The organism is Streptomyces sp. NPDC014861 (assembly GCF_043081625.1).
GTDB lineage: Bacteria > Actinomycetota > Actinomycetes > Streptomycetales > Streptomycetaceae > Streptomyces.
In genome coordinates this window covers 282,380-305,217 of the sequence record NZ_JBIBWV010000001.1, presented here as the reverse complement: position 1 = coordinate 305,217, position 22,838 = coordinate 282,380, and the positions used below count along the sequence as shown (strand labels likewise).

Annotated in this window: 21 protein-coding genes; 15 read left to right on the top strand and 6 right to left on the bottom strand. The window is 73.5% G+C overall.

From position 1 onward, the window contains the following. Positions 1-181: 181 nt before the first annotated feature. Entirely contained in the window at positions 182-2,644 is a 2,463-nt protein-coding gene (locus tag ACF1BN_RS01220; protein ID WP_392329501.1) for a Tex family protein, read from the bottom strand. 119 nt (positions 2,645-2,763) lie between these two features. Continuing rightward, positions 2,764-3,630 (bottom strand): hypothetical protein, encoded by an 867-nt coding sequence (locus ACF1BN_RS01215; RefSeq protein ID WP_392329500.1) that lies wholly within the window; start codon positions 3,628-3,630, stop codon positions 2,764-2,766. Positions 3,631-3,757: 127 nt separating this feature from the next. Between ACF1BN_RS01215 and ACF1BN_RS01210 the strand changes: the two genes are divergently transcribed. Both ACF1BN_RS01210 and ACF1BN_RS01205 read left to right on the top strand, forming a co-directional pair. Next, complete coding sequence (locus ACF1BN_RS01210; protein ID WP_392329499.1) at positions 3,758-4,756, top strand: GlxA family transcriptional regulator; 999 nt, start codon at positions 3,758-3,760, stop codon at positions 4,754-4,756. Positions 4,757-4,782: 26 nt separating this feature from the next. Further along, the gene (locus ACF1BN_RS01205; protein ID WP_392329498.1) at positions 4,783-5,424 is read left to right on the top strand and encodes a DJ-1/PfpI family protein; all 642 of its coding nucleotides are present in this window, start codon (positions 4,783-4,785) and stop codon (positions 5,422-5,424) included. Between the two features lie 3 nt (positions 5,425-5,427). On the opposite strand, the gene ACF1BN_RS01200 is transcribed toward ACF1BN_RS01205, so the two are convergent. After that, on the bottom strand, positions 5,428-6,180 hold the full coding sequence (locus ACF1BN_RS01200) for an enoyl-CoA hydratase/isomerase family protein (RefSeq protein WP_392329497.1): 753 nt from the start codon (positions 6,178-6,180) through the stop codon (positions 5,428-5,430). 72 nt (positions 6,181-6,252) lie between these two features. Between ACF1BN_RS01200 and ACF1BN_RS01195 the strand changes: the two genes are divergently transcribed. Then, positions 6,253-6,960, top strand: coding sequence for an HdeD family acid-resistance protein (locus tag ACF1BN_RS01195; RefSeq protein WP_392329496.1), 708 nt, complete (start codon positions 6,253-6,255; stop codon positions 6,958-6,960). A 130-nt stretch (positions 6,961-7,090) separates the two neighbouring features. Beyond that, a complete protein-coding gene (locus tag ACF1BN_RS01190) occupies positions 7,091-7,606 on the top strand; it encodes an ATP-binding protein (protein WP_392329495.1) in 516 nt (171 codons plus the stop codon). Here the strand turns inward: ACF1BN_RS01190 and idi are convergent. The 3 genes from idi to ACF1BN_RS01175 form a co-directional block, all read right to left on the bottom strand. After that, positions 7,572-8,204 carry an isopentenyl-diphosphate Delta-isomerase gene (idi, locus tag ACF1BN_RS01185; RefSeq protein WP_392329494.1) on the bottom strand — a complete coding sequence of 211 codons (633 nt, stop codon included), beginning with the start codon at positions 8,202-8,204 and terminating at the stop codon, positions 7,572-7,574. The two genes, ACF1BN_RS01190 and idi, sit on opposite strands and share 35 nt — an antisense overlap. A gap of 150 nt (positions 8,205-8,354) precedes the next feature. Further along, entirely contained in the window at positions 8,355-9,620 is a 1,266-nt protein-coding gene (locus ACF1BN_RS01180; protein ID WP_392329493.1) for a GNAT family N-acetyltransferase, read from the bottom strand. Between the two features lie 189 nt (positions 9,621-9,809). Continuing rightward, positions 9,810-10,751, bottom strand: a complete 942-nt coding sequence (locus ACF1BN_RS01175; RefSeq protein WP_392329492.1) for a cation diffusion facilitator family transporter — start codon at positions 10,749-10,751, stop codon at positions 9,810-9,812. Between the two features lie 411 nt (positions 10,752-11,162). On the opposite strand from ACF1BN_RS01175, the gene ACF1BN_RS01170 reads away from it, so the two are divergent. From ACF1BN_RS01170 to ACF1BN_RS01120, 11 genes are all read left to right on the top strand, one after another. Continuing rightward, complete coding sequence (locus ACF1BN_RS01170; RefSeq protein ID WP_392329964.1) at positions 11,163-12,986, top strand: DUF5941 domain-containing protein; 1,824 nt, start codon at positions 11,163-11,165, stop codon at positions 12,984-12,986. Then, positions 12,983-13,720, top strand: a complete 738-nt coding sequence (locus ACF1BN_RS01165) for a sugar phosphate nucleotidyltransferase (protein WP_392329491.1) — start codon at positions 12,983-12,985, stop codon at positions 13,718-13,720. Before ACF1BN_RS01170 ends, ACF1BN_RS01165 begins: the two co-directional genes overlap by 4 nt. Continuing rightward, entirely contained in the window at positions 13,708-14,769 is a 1,062-nt protein-coding gene (locus ACF1BN_RS01160; protein ID WP_319013220.1) for an iron-containing alcohol dehydrogenase family protein, read from the top strand. The genes ACF1BN_RS01165 and ACF1BN_RS01160 overlap by 13 nt, the downstream gene beginning before the upstream one ends. Then, positions 14,747-15,526, top strand: a complete 780-nt coding sequence (locus ACF1BN_RS01155; protein WP_392329490.1) for a CDP-alcohol phosphatidyltransferase family protein — start codon at positions 14,747-14,749, stop codon at positions 15,524-15,526. Before ACF1BN_RS01160 ends, ACF1BN_RS01155 begins: the two co-directional genes overlap by 23 nt. 163 nt (positions 15,527-15,689) lie before the next feature. After that, positions 15,690-16,622, top strand: a complete 933-nt coding sequence (locus ACF1BN_RS01150; RefSeq protein ID WP_392329489.1) for an ABC transporter permease — start codon at positions 15,690-15,692, stop codon at positions 16,620-16,622. Then, complete coding sequence (locus ACF1BN_RS01145) at positions 16,615-17,403, top strand: ABC transporter ATP-binding protein (protein WP_392329488.1); 789 nt, start codon at positions 16,615-16,617, stop codon at positions 17,401-17,403. Before ACF1BN_RS01150 ends, ACF1BN_RS01145 begins: the two co-directional genes overlap by 8 nt. A gap of 119 nt (positions 17,404-17,522) precedes the next feature. Next, entirely contained in the window at positions 17,523-18,158 is a 636-nt protein-coding gene (locus tag ACF1BN_RS01140; RefSeq protein WP_392329487.1) for a TetR/AcrR family transcriptional regulator, read from the top strand. Between the two features lie 231 nt (positions 18,159-18,389). After that, complete coding sequence (hpnC, locus tag ACF1BN_RS01135) at positions 18,390-19,307, top strand: squalene synthase HpnC (RefSeq protein ID WP_392329486.1); 918 nt, start codon at positions 18,390-18,392, stop codon at positions 19,305-19,307. Continuing rightward, the gene (hpnD, locus tag ACF1BN_RS01130) at positions 19,304-20,248 is read left to right on the top strand and encodes a presqualene diphosphate synthase HpnD (RefSeq protein ID WP_392329485.1); all 945 of its coding nucleotides are present in this window, start codon (positions 19,304-19,306) and stop codon (positions 20,246-20,248) included. Before hpnC ends, hpnD begins: the two co-directional genes overlap by 4 nt. Further along, positions 20,248-21,651: a hydroxysqualene dehydroxylase HpnE gene (hpnE, locus tag ACF1BN_RS01125; protein WP_392329484.1), complete on the top strand. Its 1,404-nt coding sequence runs from the start codon at positions 20,248-20,250 to the stop codon at positions 21,649-21,651. Before hpnD ends, hpnE begins: the two co-directional genes overlap by 1 nt. Continuing rightward, the gene (locus tag ACF1BN_RS01120) at positions 21,648-22,748 is read left to right on the top strand and encodes a polyprenyl synthetase family protein (RefSeq protein ID WP_392329483.1); all 1,101 of its coding nucleotides are present in this window, start codon (positions 21,648-21,650) and stop codon (positions 22,746-22,748) included. The genes hpnE and ACF1BN_RS01120 overlap by 4 nt, the downstream gene beginning before the upstream one ends. Positions 22,749-22,838 lie beyond the last annotated feature (90 nt).

Here is a 22,838-nt window from a genome sequence, read left to right as displayed (position 1 = left end):
TGGGCCGCCGGACCGCCGCTCAGCCGGCCTCTTGCTTGGCCGACCTCGGGGCCCCCCGGGCCCGTCGACCCGAGCGCTTCAGCCCGGCCGCCGTGGGGCGACGGCCGCCCGGCACCGGGCCGTACGCGCGGCGCCCCCGGTCCCGCCGGGAAGGCGGGGCCGGGGGCGGCCGGGCGAGACGTCAGCGGCGCTTGCCGCCGCCCTCTCCGAGCAGTCCCGCCTTGCGGAGGGCGTCGGCCATCGCGCTGTTCGCGGGCGCGGCGGCCTGGCCGCGACCCTGGTTCTGGCCACGGCCCTGACCCTGACCCTGCCCCTGAGCGCGACCCTGGCCCTGACCCTGACCCTGGCCACGGCCCTGACCCTGGCCCCGGTCGCGGCCCTGGCCGCCCTGGCCGCCCTGGCGCTGCTGGGGCGGGCGGCCGCCCCGGTCGCGGCGCTGTCCGGCCGGGGCGCCGGCCGTCCCGTCGTCCGCCGTCGCCTCGTCGTCGAGGCGCAGCGTCAGGGAGATCCGCTTGCGCGGGATGTCGACGTCGAGGACCTTCACCTTCACCACGTCACCCGGCTTCACCACGTCGCGGGGGTCCTTGACGAAGGTCTTCGACATGGCCGAGACGTGCACCAGACCGTCCTGGTGCACACCGACGTCCACGAACGCGCCGAACGCCGCCACGTTCGTCACCACGCCCTCCAGGACCATCCCCGACAGCAGGTCGCCGATCTTCTCGACGCCGTCCTTGAAGGTGGCCGTCCTGAAGGCGGGGCGGGGGTCGCGGCCCGGCTTCTCCAGCTCGCGCAGGATGTCGGTGACGGTCGGCAGGCCGAAGGAGTCGTCGACGAAGTCGGCCGGCCGCAGCGACCGCAGCGTGCCGGTGTCGCCGATCAGCGCGGCGACCTCGCCCCCGGTGGTCTTCGCCATCCGCCGCACCACCGGGTACGCCTCCGGGTGAACCGAGGAGGCGTCCAGCGGGTCGTCGCCGCCCCGGATACGCAGGAAGCCCGCGCACTGCTCGTACGCCTTCGGGCCGAGCCTGGCCACGTCCTTGAGCGCCCTGCGGGAGCGGAAGGGGCCATTGGCGTCGCGGTGCGCCACGATGTTCTCCGCGAGGCCGCCGCTGATGCCGGAGACCCGCGAGAGCAGCGGCGCGGAGGCGGTGTTGACGTCCACGCCGACGCCGTTCACGCAGTCCTCGACGACCGCGTCGAGCGAGCGCGAGAGCTTCGTCTCGGCGAGGTCGTGCTGGTACTGGCCGACGCCGATCGACTTCGGGTCGATCTTCACCAGCTCGGCCAGCGGATCCTGGAGGCGTCGGGCGATCGACACCGCGCCGCGCAGCGACACGTCCAGTTCCGGGAGTTCCTGGGAGGCGAAGGCGGAGGCCGAGTACACGGAGGCGCCCGCCTCCGAGACCATCACCTTGGTCAGCTTCAACTCGGGGTGCTTCGCGAGGAGGTCGGCGGCGAGCTTGTCGGTCTCGCGGGAGGCGGTGCCGTTGCCGATGGCGACCAGCTCGACCGCGTGCTCCTTCGCGAGCCGCGCGAGCCGCGCCAGCGACTCGTCCCACCGGTTGGCCGGTACGTGGGGGTGGATCGTGTCGGTGGCCACGACCTTGCCGGTCGCGTCGACCACCGCCACCTTCACCCCGGTGCGGTAGCCGGGGTCGAGGCCCAGCGTCGCCCGGGTGCCCGCCGGAGCGGCCAGCAGCAGATCGCGCAGGTTCGCCGCGAAGACCCGGACGGCCTCGTCCTCGGCGGCCGTCCGCAGCCGCAGCCGCAGGTCGATCCCGAGGTGCACCAGGATCCGGGTCCGCCAGGCCCAGCGGACCGTGTCCTGGAGCCACTTGTCGCCCGGGCGCCCGCGGTCGGCGATGCCGAAGCGGTGCGCCACGATCGGCTCGTAGGACGACGGCCCGTCCACGGCCTCCTCCGGCTCCAGGTCGAGGCTGAGCACGTCCTCCTTCTCGCCGCGCAGCATCGCGAGGACCCGGTGGGAGGGCAGCGCCGTGAACGGCTCGGCGAAGTCGAAGTAGTCGGCGAACTTCGCGCCGTCCTGCTCCTTGCCCTCGCGGACCTTCGCCGCGAGCCGGCCCCGGCCCCACATCCGCTCGCGCAGCTCGCCGATGAGGTCGGCGTCCTCGGAGAACTTCTCGGTGAGGATCGCCCGCGCGCCCTCCAGGGCCGCCGCGGGATCCGCCACGCCCTTGTCCGCGTCCACGAAGGCGGCCGCGGCGGCGGCCGGCTCCACGGAGGGGTCGGACAGCAGCCCCTCCGCGAGCGGCGCGAGACCGGCCTCGCGGGCGATCTGCGCCTTGGTGCGCCGCTTCGGCTTGAACGGCAGGTAGATGTCCTCCAGGCGCGCCTTGGTGTCGGCGGCCAGGATCCTGGCCTCCAGCTCCTCGGTGAGCTTGCCCTGCTCGCGCACGGAGTCGAGCACGGCGGTCCGCCGGTCCTCCAGCTCCCGGAGGTAGCGCAGCCGCTCCTCCAGGGTGCGCAGCTGCGCGTCGTCGAGCATCTCGGTCGCTTCCTTGCGGTAGCGCGCGATGAACGGCACGGTGGAGCCGCCGTCGAGCAGCTCGACCGCCGCCCTCACCTGTCGCTCGCGTACGCCGAGCTCCTCGGCGATCCTTGCTTCGATGGACGTCGTCACGGTGTCCCGACTCGCCTTCTCGTGCCTACTGCTTGCACCTGGCATTCTGCCGGGTCGGTCACCCGTACGCGGCAACCGACCCGCTCCCGGCGCGCGCCGGGGGGCCGCGGGCCCTCGGCTCAGCCCTTGCCGACGAGGTCGGCGGGGAAGGCGCCCGCGCCCGCGGCGGCGATCAGGAAGCCGCGGCCCAGCTCGGTGAGCCGCTCCACGCCGGCCGCGCCGAGGTGCTCGTAGGGGGCGGCGTCCAGGCGGTCCGTCGTCTCCTCCAGCTCCTCGCGCAGCCGGCCGCCGGCCTCCGTCAGCTCGCCGTCGGCGTCGAGGAGCCCGCGCTCGCGCAGCCGTTCCCGGGCGGCCTCCCAGTCGGCGCGGCGCCAGCCCCGGGTGCCGAGGACCCAGCGCGGTGCCATGCCCTTGCCGGTGGCGGTGTGCGAGGCGAGCGCCTCGACCGGGTCGAGGCCGGCGGAGAGCAGGGCGGCCAGGTGGCCGTCGCCCCGGTGCTCGCGGAGCAGGGTCGCCGCGTGCCAGTAGGCGAGGTGCGGCTCCTCGGGCACCGGCAGGTCGGCGTTGGCGGAGTAGAGCGGGCGGCCGTGCCGGGTGCACGCCTCCGCGGCCCGCAGGGCGAGTCCGGCGGCCTCGGCCATCTCGGGGGAGGCGACGGCCTCCTCGCCGAGCAGCCGGCGCAGGGTGGCGTCGACGGTCCGCAGTCGGGCGTCGAGGACGGCGGCGGGGGACGCGGTCTCCCAGACGCCCGGCAGGTGCCGGGCGAGGAGCTCCGCCTTGTAGTTGTAGAAGGTCGCGGCGACCGTGCCGGAGCCGACGGCGCCGAGCGGGGCGCTGCGGGCGGCGAGCCGCACGGCGGCGGTGTCGGTGAGGCCGAGCGCGCCGAACTCCCGGTCGAGGTCGGGGGAGAAGTACAGCGTCGAGTGGAGCGGGTTCAGGGCGTTGTGGCAGCGGCGCCCGGCCCGCGGCGGCAGCGAAGTCGTCATGACACCGAACCTAACCGACTGCTTGGTACGGAGGGAACGCCCCCCGGCCACCGCATCGCGCAGGATGGCAGGAAAGGTGGGGTGAGCGTCCTTGCGGCCACACCCCGCGGGCCCGAAGGATGGTGCCATGACCCAGCGCCCCGTCCTCGTCGTCCTCTTCGACGACGTGCAGAGCCTCGACGTCACCGGCCCGGTGGAGGTCTTCCACGCCGCCGGCTGGGCCGCGGGCGCCGAGGAGGAGCCGTACCCGATCCGTACCGCCTCCCTCGACGGCGGATCGGTGCGCACCAGCAGCGGCCTGCGGGTTCTCCCGGACAGCAGCCTCGACGAGGCCGTCGCCGACGGTCCGCCGCACACCCTCGTCGTCCCCGGCGGCGAGGGCACCAGGGTCGCCGACCAGCCCCTCGTCGACTGGCTCCGTGTGCACGGCCCGCGCGCCGAGCGGCTGGTCTCGGTCTGCACCGGGGCGCTCCGGCTCGCCGAGGCGGGGCTCCTCGACGGACACCGGGCCACCACCCACTGGATGGCCTGCGAGCACCTGGCCCGCAGCCATCCGGAGGTCGACGTCGACCCGGAGCCGATCTTCGTCCGGGACGGCCGGATCGCCACCTCCGCAGGGGTCACCGCCGGCATCGACCTGGCCCTCGCCCTCGTCGAGGAGGACCTGGGCCGGGAGGCGGCCCTGACCATCGCCCGCCTCCTCGTGGTCTTCCTCCGCCGCCCCGGCAACCAGGCCCAGTTCAGCGCCCACCTCGCCGCCCAGACCGCGCTCCGCGAACCGCTGCGCGACGTCCAGACGTGGATCGCCGAGCATCCGGACGGCGACCTGTCCGTCGACCGGCTCGCCGCCCTCGCCCGGCTCTCGCCCCGTCACTTCGCCCGCGCCTTCCACGCCGAGACCGGGGTCACCCCGGGCCGCTACGTCGACCGGATCCGCCTCGAACACGCCCGCAGGCTCCTGGAGGAGACCACCCGCGGGGTCGAGGAGGTCTCCCGCGCCGCCGGCTACGGCACCCCCGAGGCGATGCGCCGCGCCTTCGTCAAGGCGCTCGGCACCGCCCCGGCCGACTACCGCCGCCGCTTCCACGCACCGCTCGTCGCACCGGGCACCGCGCACGCCACCTGACCCGCCAGCCGAAAGGGACCCCACCCATGCAGATCGCCGTCCTGCTCTTCGAGGGCTTCACCGCGCTCGACGCCGTCGGACCGTACGAGATCCTCTCCCGTCTCCCCGAGGCGGAGACCGTCTTCGTCGCCAAGGAGACCGGCCCGGTCCGCAACGACCAGGGCAGCCTCGCCCTCTCCGCCGACAAGACCCTCGCCGACGTCCCGCACCCGGACATCGTCCTCGTCCCCGGCGGCCCCGAGACCCGGCAGGCCGCTCAGGACCCGGAGATCCAGGAGTGGCTCCGTACGGCCGACGCCACCAGCACCTGGACCACCTCGGTGTGCACCGGCTCGCTCCTGCTCGCCGCCGCCGGACTGCTCACCGGCCGCCGTGCCACCACCCACTGGCTGGCCTACGAGGAGCTGCGGGCGCTGGGCGTCGAGCCCACCGGCGAGCGGGTCGTCCTCGACGGCAAGTACGTGACCGCCGCCGGCGTCTCCTCCGGCATCGACATGGGCCTGCACCTGTTCGGCCGGATCGCCGGCGACGAGGCCGCCATGACGGTCCAGCTGCTCACCGAGTACGACCCGCAGCCCCCGTACGACGCGGGCTCTCCGCTCAAGGCGCCCGCCGAGCTCGTGGAGCGCTGGCGGGGCGTGGCGACCGAGGATCTGCCCCAGGGCTGAGCCTCAGAGTCCGTAGGTGAAGCGGGGCGCCCGGCGCTCCAGGAAGGCGGCGACACCCTCCGCGGTGTCGCCGCTGCCGCGGGCCTGCGCGGACCAGTGGGCGTCCCGGTCGAGGCGCCCGTCGGCGAACTCCTTCGCCGCCGCCTGGGTGAGCAGCGAGCGCGAGACGAGGATCCGGCAGAACTCCTCGACCCGCTTCGCGAGCCCCTCCGCCGGGTGCGCCTCGTCGACGAAGCCGGTCCGCAGGGCCCGCTCGGTGTCGATCAGCTCGCCGGAGAAGAGCAGGTACTTGGCGGTGGCCGGGCCCACCAGGGCGGTGAGCCGCCGGGTGGAGGAGGACGGGTAGACGATGCCCAGCTTGGCCGGGGTGATCCCGAAGAGGGCGCCCTCGGCCGCGAACCGCAGGTCGCAGGCGCCGGCCAGCTGACTGCCGCCGCCGACGCAGTAGCCGCGGACGGCGGCGAGGGTCGGCCTGGGGAAGGCGGCGAGCGCCTCCTCGGCGCGGACCGCGAGCGCCTGCTGCTCGTCGCCCGGTTCGCGGAGCGTCGAGATGTCGGCACCGGCGCAGAAGGTGTCGCCCGCGCCGGTCAGCACCAGCACCCGGACGGCCGGGTCGCCGGCGAGCCGGTCGAGGATGCCGGGCAGCGACCGCCACATCGCGGCCGTCATCGCGTTGCGCTTGGCCGGGTTGGTGATGACGAGGGTCGCGACCCCGTCCGTGACGGTGTCGACGAGCCGGGGCTCCACGGTCTCCATGGGCCGGATGCTATCCACCGGTGCCGAACGTACGATCAGGAAGGGGTCGTCAGGCAGCCGTGAGGAGGCACGATGGCCAGGAAGACCCGGGACGACGGCCACGATCCCGTGCAGGAGATGGCCCGCGAGGGGAAGCGGCTCGGACGGAGCTTCGGCTGGCTCGCCGCGCTCGGCACGATCCTCGTGATCTGCGGCGTCGTCGGGCTGGTCTACACCGGGTTCGCCACCCTGACGTCCATGTGGCTCTTCGGATGGCTGCTGCTCGTCGGCGGCCTGGTGGGGCTGCTCCAGGCGTACCAGTCGAGGGGCACCAGCTCCTTCTGGCTGGTGGTGGTCGTGGCGGCGGTGAACCTCGCGGCCGGTTGCGTGGTCCTCCGTCACCCGGAGGGCACGGCCGAGGCGCTGACCATGTTCGCGGCCCTGCTCTTCCTCACCGGCGGGGTCTTCCGGCTGGTGGGCAGTCTGGTGGTGCGCGGTCCGCAGTTCGGCTGGACCCTGTTCCAGGGCGCCTTCGGTCTGCTGCTCGGGCTGCTGGTGCTCTTCGACTGGCCGGACAGCAGCCGTTACGTGATCGGCGTCTTCTTCTCGCTGGCGCTGCTCTTCGACGGCCTCGGGCTGGTCGCCATCGGCGTGGGCGGGCGGCGGATCGTCGGTCTGGTCACCCCGCAGCCCGGGTCGACGCGGGAGCCGGGGTCCGACCCGGAGGTGAAGCAGGAACCGGCCACGGACCGACCCCCGGTGACCCCCACGGAAAACGCGCAGGATCAGTCGAACAACTGACGTCGACATACGCCATCGATCAGAAGCCGGCCGATAAGTGTCGACTTGTGGTCAGTACGTCGGGAGACCCCTCCGGATTGCCAAGACTCGCGGTGTGGCGAGAATCGAGCACGAGGGTGGGAACCGGACCATGGATGCCCGCGGAGGTGTCCCCGCCCGGCCCCCGTCCTACGAAGGAGTCTGGCGCTTCACCGCTCCCGCGGTCGACGTCTCCGTCCCCCAGGCCCGGCACGCGGTACGCGATCTGCTGGCCCGCCAGGGAGTTCCGCTCCACGAGGACATCCGGCACGGGCTGCTGCTGATCGTGTCCGAGCTGGTGACCAACGCCGTGCGGCACGCGGCGCTGCTCTCCCCGGAGATAGCGGTCGAGGTGGCCATCGGGCCGGAGTGGGTGCGGGTGTCCGTCGAGGACAACCACCCCTACCGGCCCAAGGCCCTGGAGGCGGACTACGGGCAGACCGGCGGCCGGGGGCTGCTCCTGGTGAAGGAGATCGCCCTGGAGGCCGGCGGCGCCTGCGACGTCGAGCACACCGCGGGCGGCGGCAAGATCATCTGGGCGGCGCTGCCCCTGGCCCCGATGGCACCGGGGCCGGGGACGGCCGACGGCCGGGTCACCAGCCCCCGGCAGGACCCGTCAGCTCCCTGATCGCCGGGCGGGCCGCGTCGAGCACCGTCATGAACCAGGCGGAGAACGGCGCGGCCGCGTGCCGCTCGGCCAGCTCGGCCGAGGTGACGAAGGCGTACTCGCCGATCTCCTCCGGGTCCGGCTCCGGCGTGGCCTGCACCAGGCCGACGAAGAGGTGGTTGAACTCCTGCTCCACCAGGCCCGAGGCCGGGTCCGGGTGGTTGTAGCGGACGGTGCCGGCCTCGCCCATCAGGGTGGGGGAGACGCCCAGCTCCTCGAAGGTGCGCCGGGCGGCCGCCGCGAAGGGGGCCTCACCCGGGTAGGGGTGGCCGCAGCAGGTGTTCGACCAGACGCCGGGGGAGTGGTACTTGCCGAGCGCCCTGCGCTGGAGCAGCAGGCGGCCCTCCTCGTCGAAGAGGAAGACCGAGAAGGCGCGGTGCAGCTGCCCGGGGGCCTGGTGGGCGGCGAGCTTCTCCGCCGTACCGATGGTGTTCCCGGCCTCGTCGACCAGTTCCAGCATGATCGGTTCCGGGGTGGCGGACGGCTCCGTGCCGTTCGACGAGAGCTTCGACGCAAGCCCCGGCGCGATCGCGGCCGCGGTGCCCTGTGTGGTCGGCATACCCATCCTTCGCTTCGGTCCTCGGCCCGTGGGGGCCACCCCAGTCTGCCGCACAAAACCGGCTTGTCGGCACTTCGGCGGCCGGAGCCCGCCGCTCCCACCGCACCGGAGTACGCCGGCGCGGGGGAGCGGCGGGCCCGTCGGGGCAGGTCAGACGCCGAAAGCCGCCGGATAGGCGATCGTGCCCGACGGGACCGGAACGGAACCGTCCAGGACGAGCGCCATCATCGCTTCGTCCGGAACCTCGAAACCTGGCTTGATCTCATACGCGGACGCACGTACGAACCCGAACCGGGGGTAGTACTCCGGATGGCCCAGCACCAGCACGACCCGCTCGCCCGCGAGCCGCGCCGCGTCGAGCACCGCGCGGGTGACGGCCTGCCCGGCGCCGGTGCGCTGGTGCTCCGGGGCCACCGACACCGGAGCGAGCGCCGCCGCCGGCGCCCCGTCCACCCGGCAGCGGGTGATCAGCGCGTGCGCGGCGACCGAGCCGTCCGGGGCCTCGGCGACCACCGAGAGACCCGGCAGCCAGGCGTCCGGGTCGGCCCGCAGGGCGTCGACCAGCTCCGCCTCGGCGGACGAGCCGAAGGCCGCGGCGGTCAGCTCCCGTACGGCCGCGTGGTCGGCCTCCCGCTCGGGGCGGGTGGGCCAGCGGGGATCGGCCGGGCGGAGCACGAAGCCCGCGTAGCCGTAGTCGCCGCCGTGCTCGCGCCGCATGGCGATCTCGGCACGGGCGCCCGCCACCGCTTCGGCCGTGCCGGGCACCGAGGTGTCGGCGGCGTCGGCGTGCGCGGCGAGCGGGACGTAGTACTCGTCCCAGTCGCCTTCGGGCTGGGTGAAGGCGGACACAACGTGGTAGCCGGCCCCGACCGCGACCGCGCCGAGCTCCGCGGTCGTACGCAGCGGATAGTGCGCGTCCCAGAAGGCGCGCGCCTCCGGGGCCGGGGAGCCGGTGGTCCACACGCACTCGGTGAGGACCAGCGTCCCTCCCGGCGCGAGCAGGCGGCGCCACTCGGCGAGCGCCCGGTCGAAGCCGATCGCGAAGACCGAGCTCTCGGCCCAGACGAGGTCGAAGGAGCCGTCGGGGTGGGGCAGCGCGCCCATGTCCCCCAGGACCGGGCGCACCGATCCGGTGAGACCGCGCTCGGCGGCGGCCGCGCGCAGCTCGTCGAGGAACGGCTCGTGGGTGTCGACGGCGGTCACCTCGGCGCCGGCCTCCGCGGCCAGGAGCAGCGCGGAGCGGCCGGGGCCGCAGCCCAGGTCGAGCACGCGCGGACGCTCCGGCAGCCTCCCCGCGAGCGCGAGGAGACGACGGGTGGTGGCGTCGGAGCCCGGGCCCTGCCGCGGAAGACCGTGGTGCAGGGCGAAGAAGGCGTCGCGAGACGCGGAAGTGTTCTGGATGTCGTTGTCGGACAACGTGGAAACCCTCGGTGTGAAAGGGTCCCGGCCGACGACGTGACGAACCGGTGGAAGAACCGGGATCAGGTCAGCCGGAGACCCGGGAGCTGAAGCTGGACCGGGTGCGGCCGCGGAAGGCGGCCTCCATCGCGACGGTCATCAACCTCAGCTCCTCTCACGCACGTGTTCGTACGACGAGCCTAGCAGTCACAGGCAGAGCTTGGCCTCGTGCTCGGCGTGCCCGGCCGGCTCCAGCTGGAAGGTGCAGTGCTCCACGTCGAAGTGGTCGCCGAGGCAGCCCTGGAGCTGGTGGAGCATCTTCTCGTGGCCGCCCGCGTCCAGCGCCGCCGCGTCCACCACGACGTGCGCGGAGAGGACCGGCATGCCGGAGGTGATGGTCCAGGCGTGCAGGTCGTGCACGTCCTCGACGCCCGGCAGGGCCAGGATGTGCGCCCGCACCTCCGCCATGTCGACCCCCTTGGGGGCCGCCTCCAGGAGCACGTCCAGCGTCTCCCGCAGCAGCTTCACCGTGCGCGGCACGATCATCAGGCCGATGACGAGGGAGGCGATCGGGTCGGCGTACTGCCAGCCGGTCGCCAGGATGATCGTGGCGGAGACGATCACCGTCACCGAGCCGAGCGCGTCGGCCAGCACCTCCAGATAGGCGCCCCGGACGTTCAGGCTCTCCTTCTGGCCCCGCATGAGCAGCGACAGCGAGATGACGTTGGCCACCAGGCCGACCGTGGCGAAGGCGATGGCGAGCCCGCCCTTGGTCTCGGCCGGCTCCATGAACCGCTGGACCGCCTCGTAGAGCACGTATCCGCCGACGCCGAGCAGCAGCAGGCAGTTGGCGAGGGCCGCGAGGATCTCCGCGCGGGCGAAGCCGAAGGTGCGGTTCCCGGAAGGCGGCCGGTTGGCGAAGTGGATCGCGAGCAGCGCCATGGCGAGGCCGATCGCGTCGGTCGCCATGTGGGCCGCGTCGGCGATCAGCGCGAGCGAGTCGGCGACGACGCCGCCGATGATCTCGACCACCATCACGGAGAGCGTGATCCCGAGCGCGATCCGCAACCGGTTGCGGTACGCGGCGCCCGCGGTGCCGGTCGGCGGCGTCCCCCCGTGGCTGTGCCCGTGGTCGTGTCCAGCCCCCATGACATGGCCTCCCAAGTCCAGTTCCGTCGGTGCCCCAAGTCGCCAGTGAACTACGGGTGGGGGGTATGCGCAACACGGTACTGAACACCGTTGTCATTGCTCTGACCTGCGGTGATGTCATATCGACCGGCATCAGTACGATCACCTGCCGGAATGCCGTCCGGGAGCCCTCCGGCACCGGTTTGGAGGGCGGCCCGGTGATCCCCGATGATGATCACGCGGAGCCCCGCGCACCCCGGCGGCGAGGGGCGGGCCGGGGGGAGTCCGGCGTGCGAAGCCTCGGTGAACTCACGCTCCGTCCATCCGATAGCCTCAGCCGACGTGCCGCCGTCCGGTGCCGGGGCGCACCGTCGCGCCCGGGGCCGTTCAGGACCCCGCCGGCCCACTGCCCGTTCCAAGGAGTGAGTTCGTCTGTCGACCGCCATCCTCACCGGCCCGCCGGCACCCGGATCCTCGCTCGACGGTGATCTGCGGTCGCTCGGCTTCGACGTCCGCCGGGCCGCCGGAGCCGAGGAGGTCCGCACCCTCCTGGCCGCCGTCCCCGCGGGCGAGCGCGTCGCCCTCGTCGACTCCCGCTTCGTCGGCCACCCGCACGCCCTGCGCCTCGCGCTGACCGACCCCCGCTTCCCGGCCGCCGCCGTGCCCGGCGCGCTCTCCGCGCAGCCCGAGGCCCGCCCGGCGCTCGTCCGCGCGCTGACCGCGGCCCCCGCGCTCACCGCCCCGGCCGCCGCCGAGCCCGACCGGGACCTCACCGAGGCCGTCGCCGACGCCCTCGACGCCGGCGGCGTCGCCGTGCACCGGCCCGCGCTCGGCACGCTCGTCGCCACCGTCCCCTCCGACGCCGCGGCCCGCCACGAGGCCCGCGCCGCCGTCGACGCCGTCGACGACGAGGCCGTCCGCCTCCGCTCCGCCGTGAAGGCCCACGACGGCTTCTTCACCACCTTCTTCATCAGCCCCTACTCGCGGTACATCGCCCGCTGGTGCGCCCGCCGCGGCCTCACCCCCAACCAGGTCACCACCGCCTCGCTGCTCACCGCCCTGATCGCGGCCGGCTGCGCGGCCACCGGGGAGCGCGGCGGCTACGTCGCCGCCGGCGTCCTGCTGCTGGTCTCCTTCGTCCTGGACTGCACCGACGGGCAGCTCGCCCGGTACGCGCTGAAGTACTCGACGATGGGCGCCTGGCTCGACGCCACCTTCGACCGGGCCAAGGAGTACGCCTTCTACGCCGGTCTCGCTCTCGGCGCGGCCCGCGGCGGCGACGACGTGTGGACGCTCGCGCTGGCCGCGATGATCCTCATGGCCTGCCGGCACGTCGTCGACTTCGCGTTCAACGAGGCGAACACGCCCGACGAGGCGGCCGCGGGCACCATGGCCAGGACGGGCCTCGCCCTCTCCAGCCGCCTCGACGGCGTGGGCTGGACCGTCTGGGCCCGCCGCATGATCATCCTGCCGATCGGCGAGCGCTGGGCGATGATCGCCGTCCTCACCGCCGTGACCTCCCCCCGGATCGTCTTCTGGGCGCTGATCATCGGCTGCGCGTTCGCCGCCTCCTACACCACCGCCGGCCGCGTCCTGCGCTCCCTCCGGAACCGGACCCCGCGCGGCGAGCGCGCCACCCGCGCCCTGTACGAGCTCACCGACACCGGGCCGCTGGCCCGCGGCGTGGCCCGGATCCTCGGGACGAGCCCCAGGGGCGCGGGCCTGAGGATCCCCCTCGGCGCCGCGATCGTGGCCGGGCTGCTGTACGCGGCCTGGCGGTGGCCGTCCGACGACCGCCTGGTCGTGATCGCCGCCGTCGGCTACGTCGTCGTCTCCGGAGCGCTCGTCGCCGCCCCCCTGAAGGGCCGCTTCGACTGGCTCCTCCCGCCGCTCTTCCGCGCCGCCGAGTACGGCACGATCCTGCTGCTCGCCGCCCGGTCGGACGTCCCGCAGGCCGTGCCCGCCGCATTCGGCCTGGTCGCGGCGGTCGCCTACCATCACTACGACACGGTGTACCGCATTCGCGGCGGCACCGGCGCGCCGCCCGCCTGGCTGGTGCGGCTCACCGGCGGACACGAGGGGCGCACGCTCCTGGTGACCGTCCTCGCCGCGCTCCTCGCGAGCCGCGGCGACGACTTCACCCTGGCGCTGACCGCCCTGGCGGGCGCGCTCGCCCTCGTGGTGCTCGTGGAGTCCATCCGCTTCTGGGTCTCCTCAGGAGCACCCGCCGTTCACGACGAAGGAGAAACAGCATGATCGGCCTCGTACTGGCAGCCGGTGCCGGACGGCGACTGCGCCCCTACACCGACACCCTCCCGAAGGCCCTCGTGCCGGTCGACGGTGACACCACCATCCTCGACCTCACGCTGAAGAACTTCGCCGAGATCGGCCTCACCGAGGTCGCGATCGTCGTCGGCTACCGCAAGGAGGCCGTCTACGCGCGCAAGGAGGCCCTGGAGGCGCAGTACGGCCTCTCCCTCACCCTGATCGACAACGACAAGGCCGAGGAGTGGAACAACGCCTACTCCCTGTGGTGCGCGCGTGAGGTCCTGAAGCGCGGTGTGATCCTCGCCAACGGCGACACCGTCCACCCGGTCTCCGTCGAGAAGACCCTGCTGGCCGCGCGCGGCAAGGGCCAGAAGATCATCCTCGCCCTCGACACGGTGAAGCGGCTCGCCGACGAGGAGATGAAGGTCGTCACCGCCGAGGGCAAGGGCGTCCAGAAGATCACGAAGCTGATGGACCCGGCCGACGCGACCGGCGAGTACATCGGCGTCACCCTCATCGAGGCCGAGGCCGCCGAGGAGCTGGCCGACGCCCTGAAGGCCACCTTCGAGCGCGACCCCGACCTCTACTACGAGGACGGCTACCAGGAGCTCGTCAACCGCGGCTTCACCGTCGACGTCGAGCCCATCGGCGAGGTCTCCTGGGTCGAGATCGACAACCACGACGACCTCGCGAAGGGCCGGGAGATCGCGTGCCGGTACTGACCCGACTGATCCCGTCGCCGGTCGTCGTCGACATCCGCAGGGGAGCGCTGGACGACCTGTCCGCGCTCCTCGCGGACCAGCGGATCTCCAGCAACGGCAAGATCGCCGTCGCCATCAGCGGCGGCTCCGGGCTCAAGCTCCGCGACCAGTTCGCGCCCGAGCTGCCCGGTGCCGACTGGTACACGGTCTCCGGCGGCACCATCGACGAGGCCGTCAAGCTCGCCGACGCCATGCGCGGCAAGCGGTACGACGCCGTGGTCGCCCTCGGCGGCGGCAAGATCATCGACGTGACGAAGTACGCGGCGGCCCGGGTCGGGCTGCCGCTGGTCGCCATAGCGACCAATCTCTCGCACGACGGCATCTGCTCGCCGATCTCCACCCTGGACAACGACAACGGGCGCGGCTCGTACGGCGTCCCGACCCCGATCGCGCTCGTCATCGACCTCGACGTGATCCGGGACGCCCCGATCCGCTTCATCCGCTCCGGCATCGGCGACGCCATCTCCAACATCTCCGCCCTCGCGGACTGGGAGCTGTCCCACCGCGAGACCGGCGAGAAGATCGACGGCCTGGCGGCCGCCATGGCCCGCAGCGCGGGCGAGGCGGTCCTGCGCCACCCCGGCGGCGTCGGCGACGACGACTTCCTGGTGACCCTCTCCGAGGGCCTGGTGATGTCCGGCATCGCCATGTCGATCAGCGGTGACAGCCGCCCCTCCTCGGGCGCCTGCCACGAGATCAGCCACGCCTTCGACCTGCTCTTCCCGACCCGCGCGGCAAGCCACGGCGAGCAGTGCGGCCTGGGGGCTGCCTTCGCGATGCACCTGCGCGGTGCCCGCGAGGAGTCCGGCGTCATCGTGGAGACCCTGCGCCGGCACGGCCTGCCCGTGCTGCCGGAGGAGATGGGTTTCACGGTCGACGAGTTCGTGCGGGCGGTGGAGTTCGCCCCGCAGACCCGGCCGGGCCGGTTCACCATCCTGGAACACCTCGACCTGTCCGCCGACGAGATCAGGGACGCGTACGCCGACTATGCCAAAGCCATCGGTAGCTGAGCTCCGCCCGGTCGTCCACCCCCCGGGTGTGAAGGACCGGCGGAGCGGCGAGCACTGGGGCGGCCGCCTCTACATGCGGGAGATCTCGCTGCGGATCACCCGGCAGCTGGCGAACACCCGGGTGACCCCGAACCAGCTGACGTACCTGATGACCCTGGCGGGCGTCCTCGCCGCCCCGGCCCTCCTGGTGCCGGGCGTGTGGGGCGCGGTGCTCGGCGTCGTCGCGGTGCAGCTGTACCTGCTGCTCGACTGCGTCGACGGCGAGCTGGCCCGCTGGAAGAAGCAGTACTCGCTGGCCGGCGTCTACCTGGACCGGGTCGGCGCCTACCTGTGCGACGCGGCGGTGCTGGTCGGCTTCGGCCTGCGCGCCGCCGACCTGTGGGGCGAGGGCCGGATCGACTGGCTGTGGGCCTTCCTCGGCACCCTGGCCGCGCTCGGCGCCATCCTGATCAAGGCCGAGACTGACCTGGTGGGCGTCGCCCGCCACCAGAACGGCATGGCCCCGGTCAAGGAGGCGGCCTCCGAGCCCCGCTCCTCCGGCGTGGCGCTGGCCCGCCGGGCCGCCGCCGCCCTGAAGTTCCACCGGCTGATCCTCGGGATCGAGGCGTCCCTGCTGATCCTGGTCCTGGCCGTCGCCGACCAGATGCGCGGAGACCTCTTCTTCTCCCGCCTCGGCGTCGCCGTCCTCGCCGGCATCGCCCTGCTCCAGACCGTCCTGCACCTCGTGTCGGTGCTGGCGTCCAGCAGACTGAAGTAAGGCCCCCCGGCCCGCCGCCCGCCGGGAAGATCGCCCGGCGTCCCGGCGGGCCCCCCGGATGGCGTACGGTGTGGCGGCGGACCCGGTGCCGGGGGCCGCCCACCGGTCAGCTGACATCGTGGCACCCCACGTGCCGCACACCGTGAACACGAAAGTTTCGACTGTGAGTGACATTCACCAGGGCGGGGCGGTCGCGACCAGCGCGCCTCCGGCCCCCGTCGACGCGGGCCTCACCCCGGGCGACCTCGCCGCGAAGTACGGCCTCGCGGTCAGCGGCGCCAGGCCCGGACTGTTCGAGTACGTCCGGCAGCTGTGGAGCCATCGCCACTTCATCATGGCCTTCTCCTCGGCCAAGCTCACCGCCCAGTACAGCCAGGCCAAGCTGGGCCAGGTCTGGCAGGTGGCGACGCCGCTGCTCAACGCCCTGATCTACTACCTGATCTTCGGCCTGATCCTGGGCGCCGGCAAGGGCATGGAGAAGGACGTCTACATCCCCTTCCTGGTCACGGGCATCTTCGTGTTCACCTTCACGCAGAGCTCCGTGATGGCCGGCGTACGGGCGATCTCCGGCAACCTCGGACTGGTGCGGGCCCTGCACTTCCCCCGCGCCAGCCTCCCCATCAGCTTCTCGATCCAGCAGCTCCAGCAGCTGCTCTTCTCGATGATCGTGCTCGTCGCGATCGTCATGGTCTCCGGCAGCTACCCGTCGGCGAGCTGGCTGCTCGTGATCCCGGCGCTCGTGCTCCAGTTCGTCTTCAACGTGGGCCTCGCCCTGATCATGGCCCGGGCCGGCGCCAAGACGCCCGACCTCGCCCAGCTGATGCCCTTCGTCATGCGGACCTGGCTGTACGCCTCCGGCGTCATGTTCTCGATCCCGATCATGCTCGAGGGCAAGCCGCAGTGGATCGCGGACATCCTCATGTACAACCCGGCGGCGGTCTACATGGACCTGATCCGCTTCGCCCTCATCGACGGCTACGGCTCCGAGAACCTGCCCGACCACGTCTGGGCCACCGGCCTCGGCTGGGCGCTGCTCTTCGGGATCGGCGGCTTCGTCTACTTCTGGAAGGCCGAGGAGAGGTACGGCCGTGGCTGAGACCATCCCGGGCGACAAGACGCCCACCGTCATCTGCGACGACGTCCACATCGTCTACCGCGTCAACACCGGCGGCGGCGGCAAGGGCAGCGCCACCGCGGCCCTCAGCCGGATCGTCGGCCGGGACAAGGCCGAGGTCACCCGGGGCGTCCGCAAGGTGCACGCGGTCCGCGGCGTCACCTTCACCGCCTACCGGGGCGAGGCCATCGGCCTCATCGGCACCAACGGCTCCGGCAAGTCGACCCTGCTGCGCGCCATCGCCGGCCTGCTCCCCACCGAGAGCGGCCGGGTCTACACCGACGGCCAGCCCTCGCTGCTCGGCGTCAACGCGGCCCTGATGAACGACCTGACCGGCGAGCGCAACGTCATCCTCGGCGGCCTCGCCATGGGCATGAGCCGCGAGGAGATCCACACGCGGTATCAGGACATCGTCGACTTCTCCGGGATCAACGACAAGGGCGACTTCATCTCCCTGCCGATGCGGACCTACTCCTCCGGCATGGGCGCCCGGCTCCGCTTCGCCATCGCGGCCGCCAAGAACCACGACGTGCTCCTCATCGACGAGGCGCTCGCCACCGGCGACCGCAAGTTCCAGATCCGCTCCGAGGCGCGCATCCGCGAGCTGCGCAAGGAGGCCGGCACGGTCTTCCTGGTGAGCCACAGCAACAAGTCCATCCGGGACACCTGCGACCGGGTGCTCTGGCTGGAGAAGGGCCAGCTCCTCATGGACGGCCCGACCGACGAGGTGCTCAAGGCGTACGAGCGCGAGACCGCCCGCTGACGCCCGCGCCGCCCCGCGCGCCGAACGCTCCCCACCGCCCGGTGGGGAGCGTTCCGGTTTTCGCCGCCGGGACCCCGGAGCGGAATGTTCATGCGGTCAACATCGGGCAGGATGAGCCCATGGCAGGGATCTCGGGCGGAAAGAACTACCACCACGGCGACCTGCGCAACGCCCTGGTCTGCGCCGCCGTCGGCCTCGCCGCCGAGGGCGGCCCCGAGCGGGTCGTCCTGCGCGAGGCGGCCCGCCGCGTCGGCGTCTCGCCCACCGCCGCCTACCGCCACTTCGACGGACGCGGCGAGCTGCTCCGTACCGTCCGCGCCCACGCCCGGGCCCGCCTCGCCGAGGCCATGGAGCGGGCCGCCGCCCGCGAGCCCGGCGCCGACGACCCCGCCCTCGCCGCGGAGCGCCGGCTCGCCGCCCTCTGCCGCGGCTACGTCGGCTTCGCCGTCGAGCACCCCGGCCTCTACCGCGCGGCCTTCGGCACCGTCCGCCCCACCGCGGAGGAGCGCCCCGCCCTCCCGCCGGTCCCCCCGGAGCCCGAGGCCCGCGCCTTCACCCTGCTCCGCGAGGCTCTCGAAGCCCTCGACCGGACCGGCGGCCGCAGGTCCGCAGCCGGCGCCGCCGCGTGGTCGGCCGTGCACGGCCTCTCGCTGCTGCTCCTCGAAGGCCCGCTGCGCCGGCTCTCGGCCCAGCGCCGCGCCGACGTGGTCGAGACCACCCTCGCCATGGTCGTCTCCGGAGCGCGCCCCCGCTGACCTGCCCCCCGAATGGCGACATCCCTCGTACAACGTAAGCTGTACCGGTCTGATCCACACCGCCCCGCACGGCGCCCCCGGGACATCCCGGAGGGCGCGTGCTCCGCGCGCGGCGGCGTGTCCGAAATGGGATGGATTGGATCGGCAGTGTAGAACGGGAGATATGACGGCCATGACGCAGAATCTCCAGCTTCACGTGGGTGTCGCCGTCCCCGCGCCGGGCGCCGCCCGGTGACGGCTCCCCGGTACGTGCGCGCCGACGACCCCTCGCGCACCACGCTCGGCAAGGCCGCGGACGAGAACTTCCCCGTGGCCCCCTTCTTCCTGCCCCGCGCCTGGCGCGAGGACCTCATGGCCGTCTACGGATACGCCCGCCTCGTCGACGACATCGGCGACGGCGACCTCGCCCCCGGCGGCGCCGACGCCCGCCTGCTGGGCCTCGGCCCCGAGGAGGCCGCCGACCGGCTCGTCCTCCTCGACGCCTTCGAGGAGGACCTGCGCCGGGTCTTCGACGGCACCCCCCGTCACCCGCTGCTGCGCGCCCTCCGGCCCACCGTCCGGCGCCGCGGCCTCACCCCGGACCCCTTCCTCGGCCTGATCCGGGCCAACCGGCAGGACCAGCTCGTGCGCCGGTACGAGACGTACGACGACCTCCTCGCCTACTGCGAGCTCTCCGCCAACCCCGTCGGCCGGCTCGTCCTCGGCATCACCGGCACCGCCACCCCCGAGCGGATCCGCCGCTCCGACGAGATCTGCACCGCCCTCCAGCTCGTCGAGCACCTCCAGGACGTCGCCGAGGACCTCGGCCGCGACCGGATCTACCTCCCCGCCGAGGACCTCAAGCGCTTCCACGTCACCGAGGACGACCTCGCCCGGCCCACCGCCGGCGCCGCCGTACGCTCCCTCGTCGCCTTCCAGGCCGAGCGCGCCCGCGCCCTGCTGCACGCCGGAACCCCCCTCGTCGGCAGCGTCCGCGGCCGCCTCCGCCTGCTCCTCACCGGCTTCACCGCCGGCGGACTCGCCGCGCTCGACGCCATCGCCGACGCCGGCTTCGACGTCCTCGCCGGACCGCCGAAGCCCACCAAGCCGAGCCTGACGCGCCAGGCGGGAGCGGTCCTGCTCCGGGCGCGACGAGAGGGGGCATCGTGACCGTCGAGGAAACGGCCCGGCCGTCCGCGCCCGTGCAGGCCGCGTACAGCTACTGCGAGGCAGTCACCGGGCAGCAGGCCCGCAACTTCGCCTACGGCATCCGCCTCCTGCCCGCCGACAAGCGGCAGGCCATGTCGGCCCTGTACGCCTTCTCCCGGCGCGTCGACGACATCGGCGACGGCACCCTCGCCCCCGAGGTCAAGCGGGAACGCCTGGAGGCCACCCGCACCCTGCTCGACCGGGTCCGCAAGGACGACGTCGACGAGGACGACACCGACCCCGTCGCCGTCGCCCTCGCCGACTCCGCCCGCCGCTTCCCGATCCCCCTCGAAGGGCTCGACGAGCTCATCGACGGCGTCCTCATGGACGTCCGGGGCGCCACCTACCGCACCTGGGACGACCTCGCGGTCTACTGCCGGTGCGTCGCCGGCGCCATCGGCCGGCTCTCCCTCGGCGTCTTCGGCACCCAGCCGGGCGCCGCCGGAGCCCACCGGGCCGCCGCGTACGCCGACACCCTCGGCCTCGCGCTCCAGCTCACCAACATCCTCCGGGACGTCCGCGAGGACGCCGGCAACGGCCGCACCTACCTGCCCGCCGACGACCTCGCCCGCTTCGGCTGCGAGGACGGCTTCGCCGCCCCCGTCCTGCCGTCCGGCGCCGACTTCGCGGGGCTCGTCCACTTCGAGGTCCGCCGCGCCCGCGCCCTCTTCGCCGAGGGGTACCGGCTGCTGCCGATGCTCGACCGGCGCAGCGGCGCCTGCGTCGCCGCCATGGCCGGCATCTACCGCCGGCTCCTCGACCGCATCGAGCGCGACCCCGCCGCCGTGCTCCGCGGCCGGGTCTCGCTGCCGGGGCCCGAGAAGGCGTACGTCGCCGTCCGCGGCCTCTCCGGCCTCGACGCCCGCCACATCGCCCGCTCCACCGTCAGGAGGCGCACCTGATGGCCGCCCCCCACGGCACGCCCTCCGACACCACCGCCCCGACGGCCGTCGTCGTCGGCGGCGGGCTCGCCGGCGTCACCGCGGCGCTCCAGCTCGCCGACGCCGGAGTCGGCGTCACGCTCCTCGAAGGACGGCCCCGCCTCGGCGGCCTCGCCTTCTCCTTCCGCCGCGGCGACCTCACCGTCGACAACGGCCAGCACGTCTACCTACGCTGCTGCACCGCCTACCGCTGGTTCCTCGACCGCGTCGGCGGCGCCCGCCTCGCCCCGCTCCAGGACCGGCTCGACGTGCCCGTCCTCGACGTCGCCCACCCCCGCGGCCCCCGCCTCGGCCGGATCCGCCGCGACCCGCTGCCGGTCCCCTTCCACCTGGCCCGCAGCCTCGCCACGTACCCCCACCTCTCCCTCGCCGAACGCGCCTCCGTCGGCCGCGCCGCCCTCGCGCTGAAGAAGCTCGACCCCGCGGACCCGGCCCTCGACGGCGTGGACTTCGCCACCTGGCTCGGCCGCCACGGCCAGTCGCCCCGGGCCATCGAGGCGCTGTGGGACCTGGTCGGCATCCCCACCCTCAACGCCCCCGCCACCGACGCCTCCATGGGGCTCGCCGCCATGGTCTTCAAGACCGGGCTGCTCACCGATCCCGGCGCCGCCGACATCGGCTGGGCCCACGTGCCGCTCGGCCACCTCCACGACACCCTCGCCGCCAAGGCCCTCGACGGCCTGGGCGTCCGGACCCTGCTGCGCACCAAGGCCGAGCGGATCTCCCGCACCGACGACGGCCGGTGGACCGTCGAGGTGCCCGGCGAGACCCTGCGCGCCGACGCCGTCGTCCTCGCCGTGCCGCAGACCGAGACCCACGGCCTGCTCCCCGAGGGCGCGCTCGACGACGCCGACCGGCTCCTCGACATCGGCACCGCGCCCATCCTCGACCTGCACGTGGTCTACGACCGCAAGGTGCTGAAGCGGCCCTTCTTCACCGCCCTCGGCTCCCCGGTCCAGTGGGTCTTCGACCGCACCGAGTCCTCCGGACTCGACGGCGGCGGCCAGTACCTGGCCGTCTCGCAGTCCGCCGCGCAGGACGAGATCGACGCACCCGTCGCCGCCCTCCGCGAGCGCTACCTGCCGGAGCTGGAACGGCTGCTGCCCGCCACCCGCGGCGCCGTGGTCCGCGACTTCTTCGTCACCCGGGAACGGACCGCCACCTTCGCCCCCACCCCCGGCGTCGGGCGCCTCCGCCCCGCTGCCCGCACCCGTGCGCCCGGCCTGTACCTGGCCGGCGCCTGGACCGCCACCGGCTGGCCCGCGACCATGGAAGGTGCCGTCCGAAGCGGCTTCAGCGCCGCGGGCGCGGCGCTCTCCGCCTTCGGCCGCCGCCACGACCATCCGCTGCAGGAGGCGGCATGAGTGTGATCACAGGAACTAGAGGAGAGACCGTGCCGACCGTGCCCCCGGGGACCCCGGCCGTCGACACCGCGGACGTGACCGCCCTGCTGGAGAGGGGGCGGGCCCTGTCCACCCCCGTCATGCGGGCGGCCGTCGGCCGGCTCGCGCCGCCCATGGACACCGTGGCCGCCTACCACTTCGGCTGGATCGACGCCGAGGGCAACCCCACCGACGCCGACAGCGGGAAGGCCGTGCGCCCCGCGCTCGCCCTGCTCTCCGCCGAGGCCGCGGGAGCCGCACCCGAGGTCGGCGTCCCCGGCGCCGTCGCCGTCGAGCTGGTGCACAACTTCTCGCTGCTGCACGACGACCTGATGGACGGCGACGAACAGCGCCGCCACCGCGACACGGTGTGGAAGGTGTTCGGCCCCGCCCAGGCCATCCTGGTCGGCGACGCGCTCTCCGCCCTCGCCAACGAGGTCCTCCTGGAGCTCGGCACCGTCGAGGCCGGCCGCGCCACCCGCCGGCTGACCACCGCCAACCGCAAGCTGATCGACGGTCAGGCCCAGGACATCTCCTACGAGCACCGCGAGCGGGTCACCGTCGAGGAGTGCCTGGAGATGGAGGGCAACAAGACCGGCGCCCTCCTCGCCTGCGCCGTCTCCATCGGAGCCGTCCTCGGCGGCGCCGACGACCGCACCGCCGACAAGCTGGAGGAGTACGGCTACCACCTCGGCCTCGCCTTCCAGGCCGTCGACGACCTCCTCGGCATCTGGGGCGACCCGGAGGCCACCGGCAAGCAGACCTGGAGCGACCTGCGGCAGCGGAAGAAGTCGCTGCCCGTCGTCGCCGCCCTCGCGGCCGGCGGGGAGGCGTCCGAACGGCTCGGACGGCTGCTCGCCGAGGACGCCAAGTCGCCCGCCTTCGACTCCTTCACCGAGGAGGACTTCGCCTACCGCGCCGCCCTCATCGAGGAGGCCGGCGGCCGTGAGTGGACCGCCGAGGAAGCCCGCCGCCAGCACGCGATCGCCCTGCGCGCCCTGCACGAGGTGGACATGCCCGCCCGGGTGCGCGACCAGCTGATCGCCCTCGCCGACTTCGTCGTCGTACGGAAGAAATGATCATCCACAACCAGATATGAGTGCGCAGTCGCCGGCCGGTGCCACCCGGCACCGGCCGACGGCAGACCCGCAGGAGCAGAGGAAACCGAC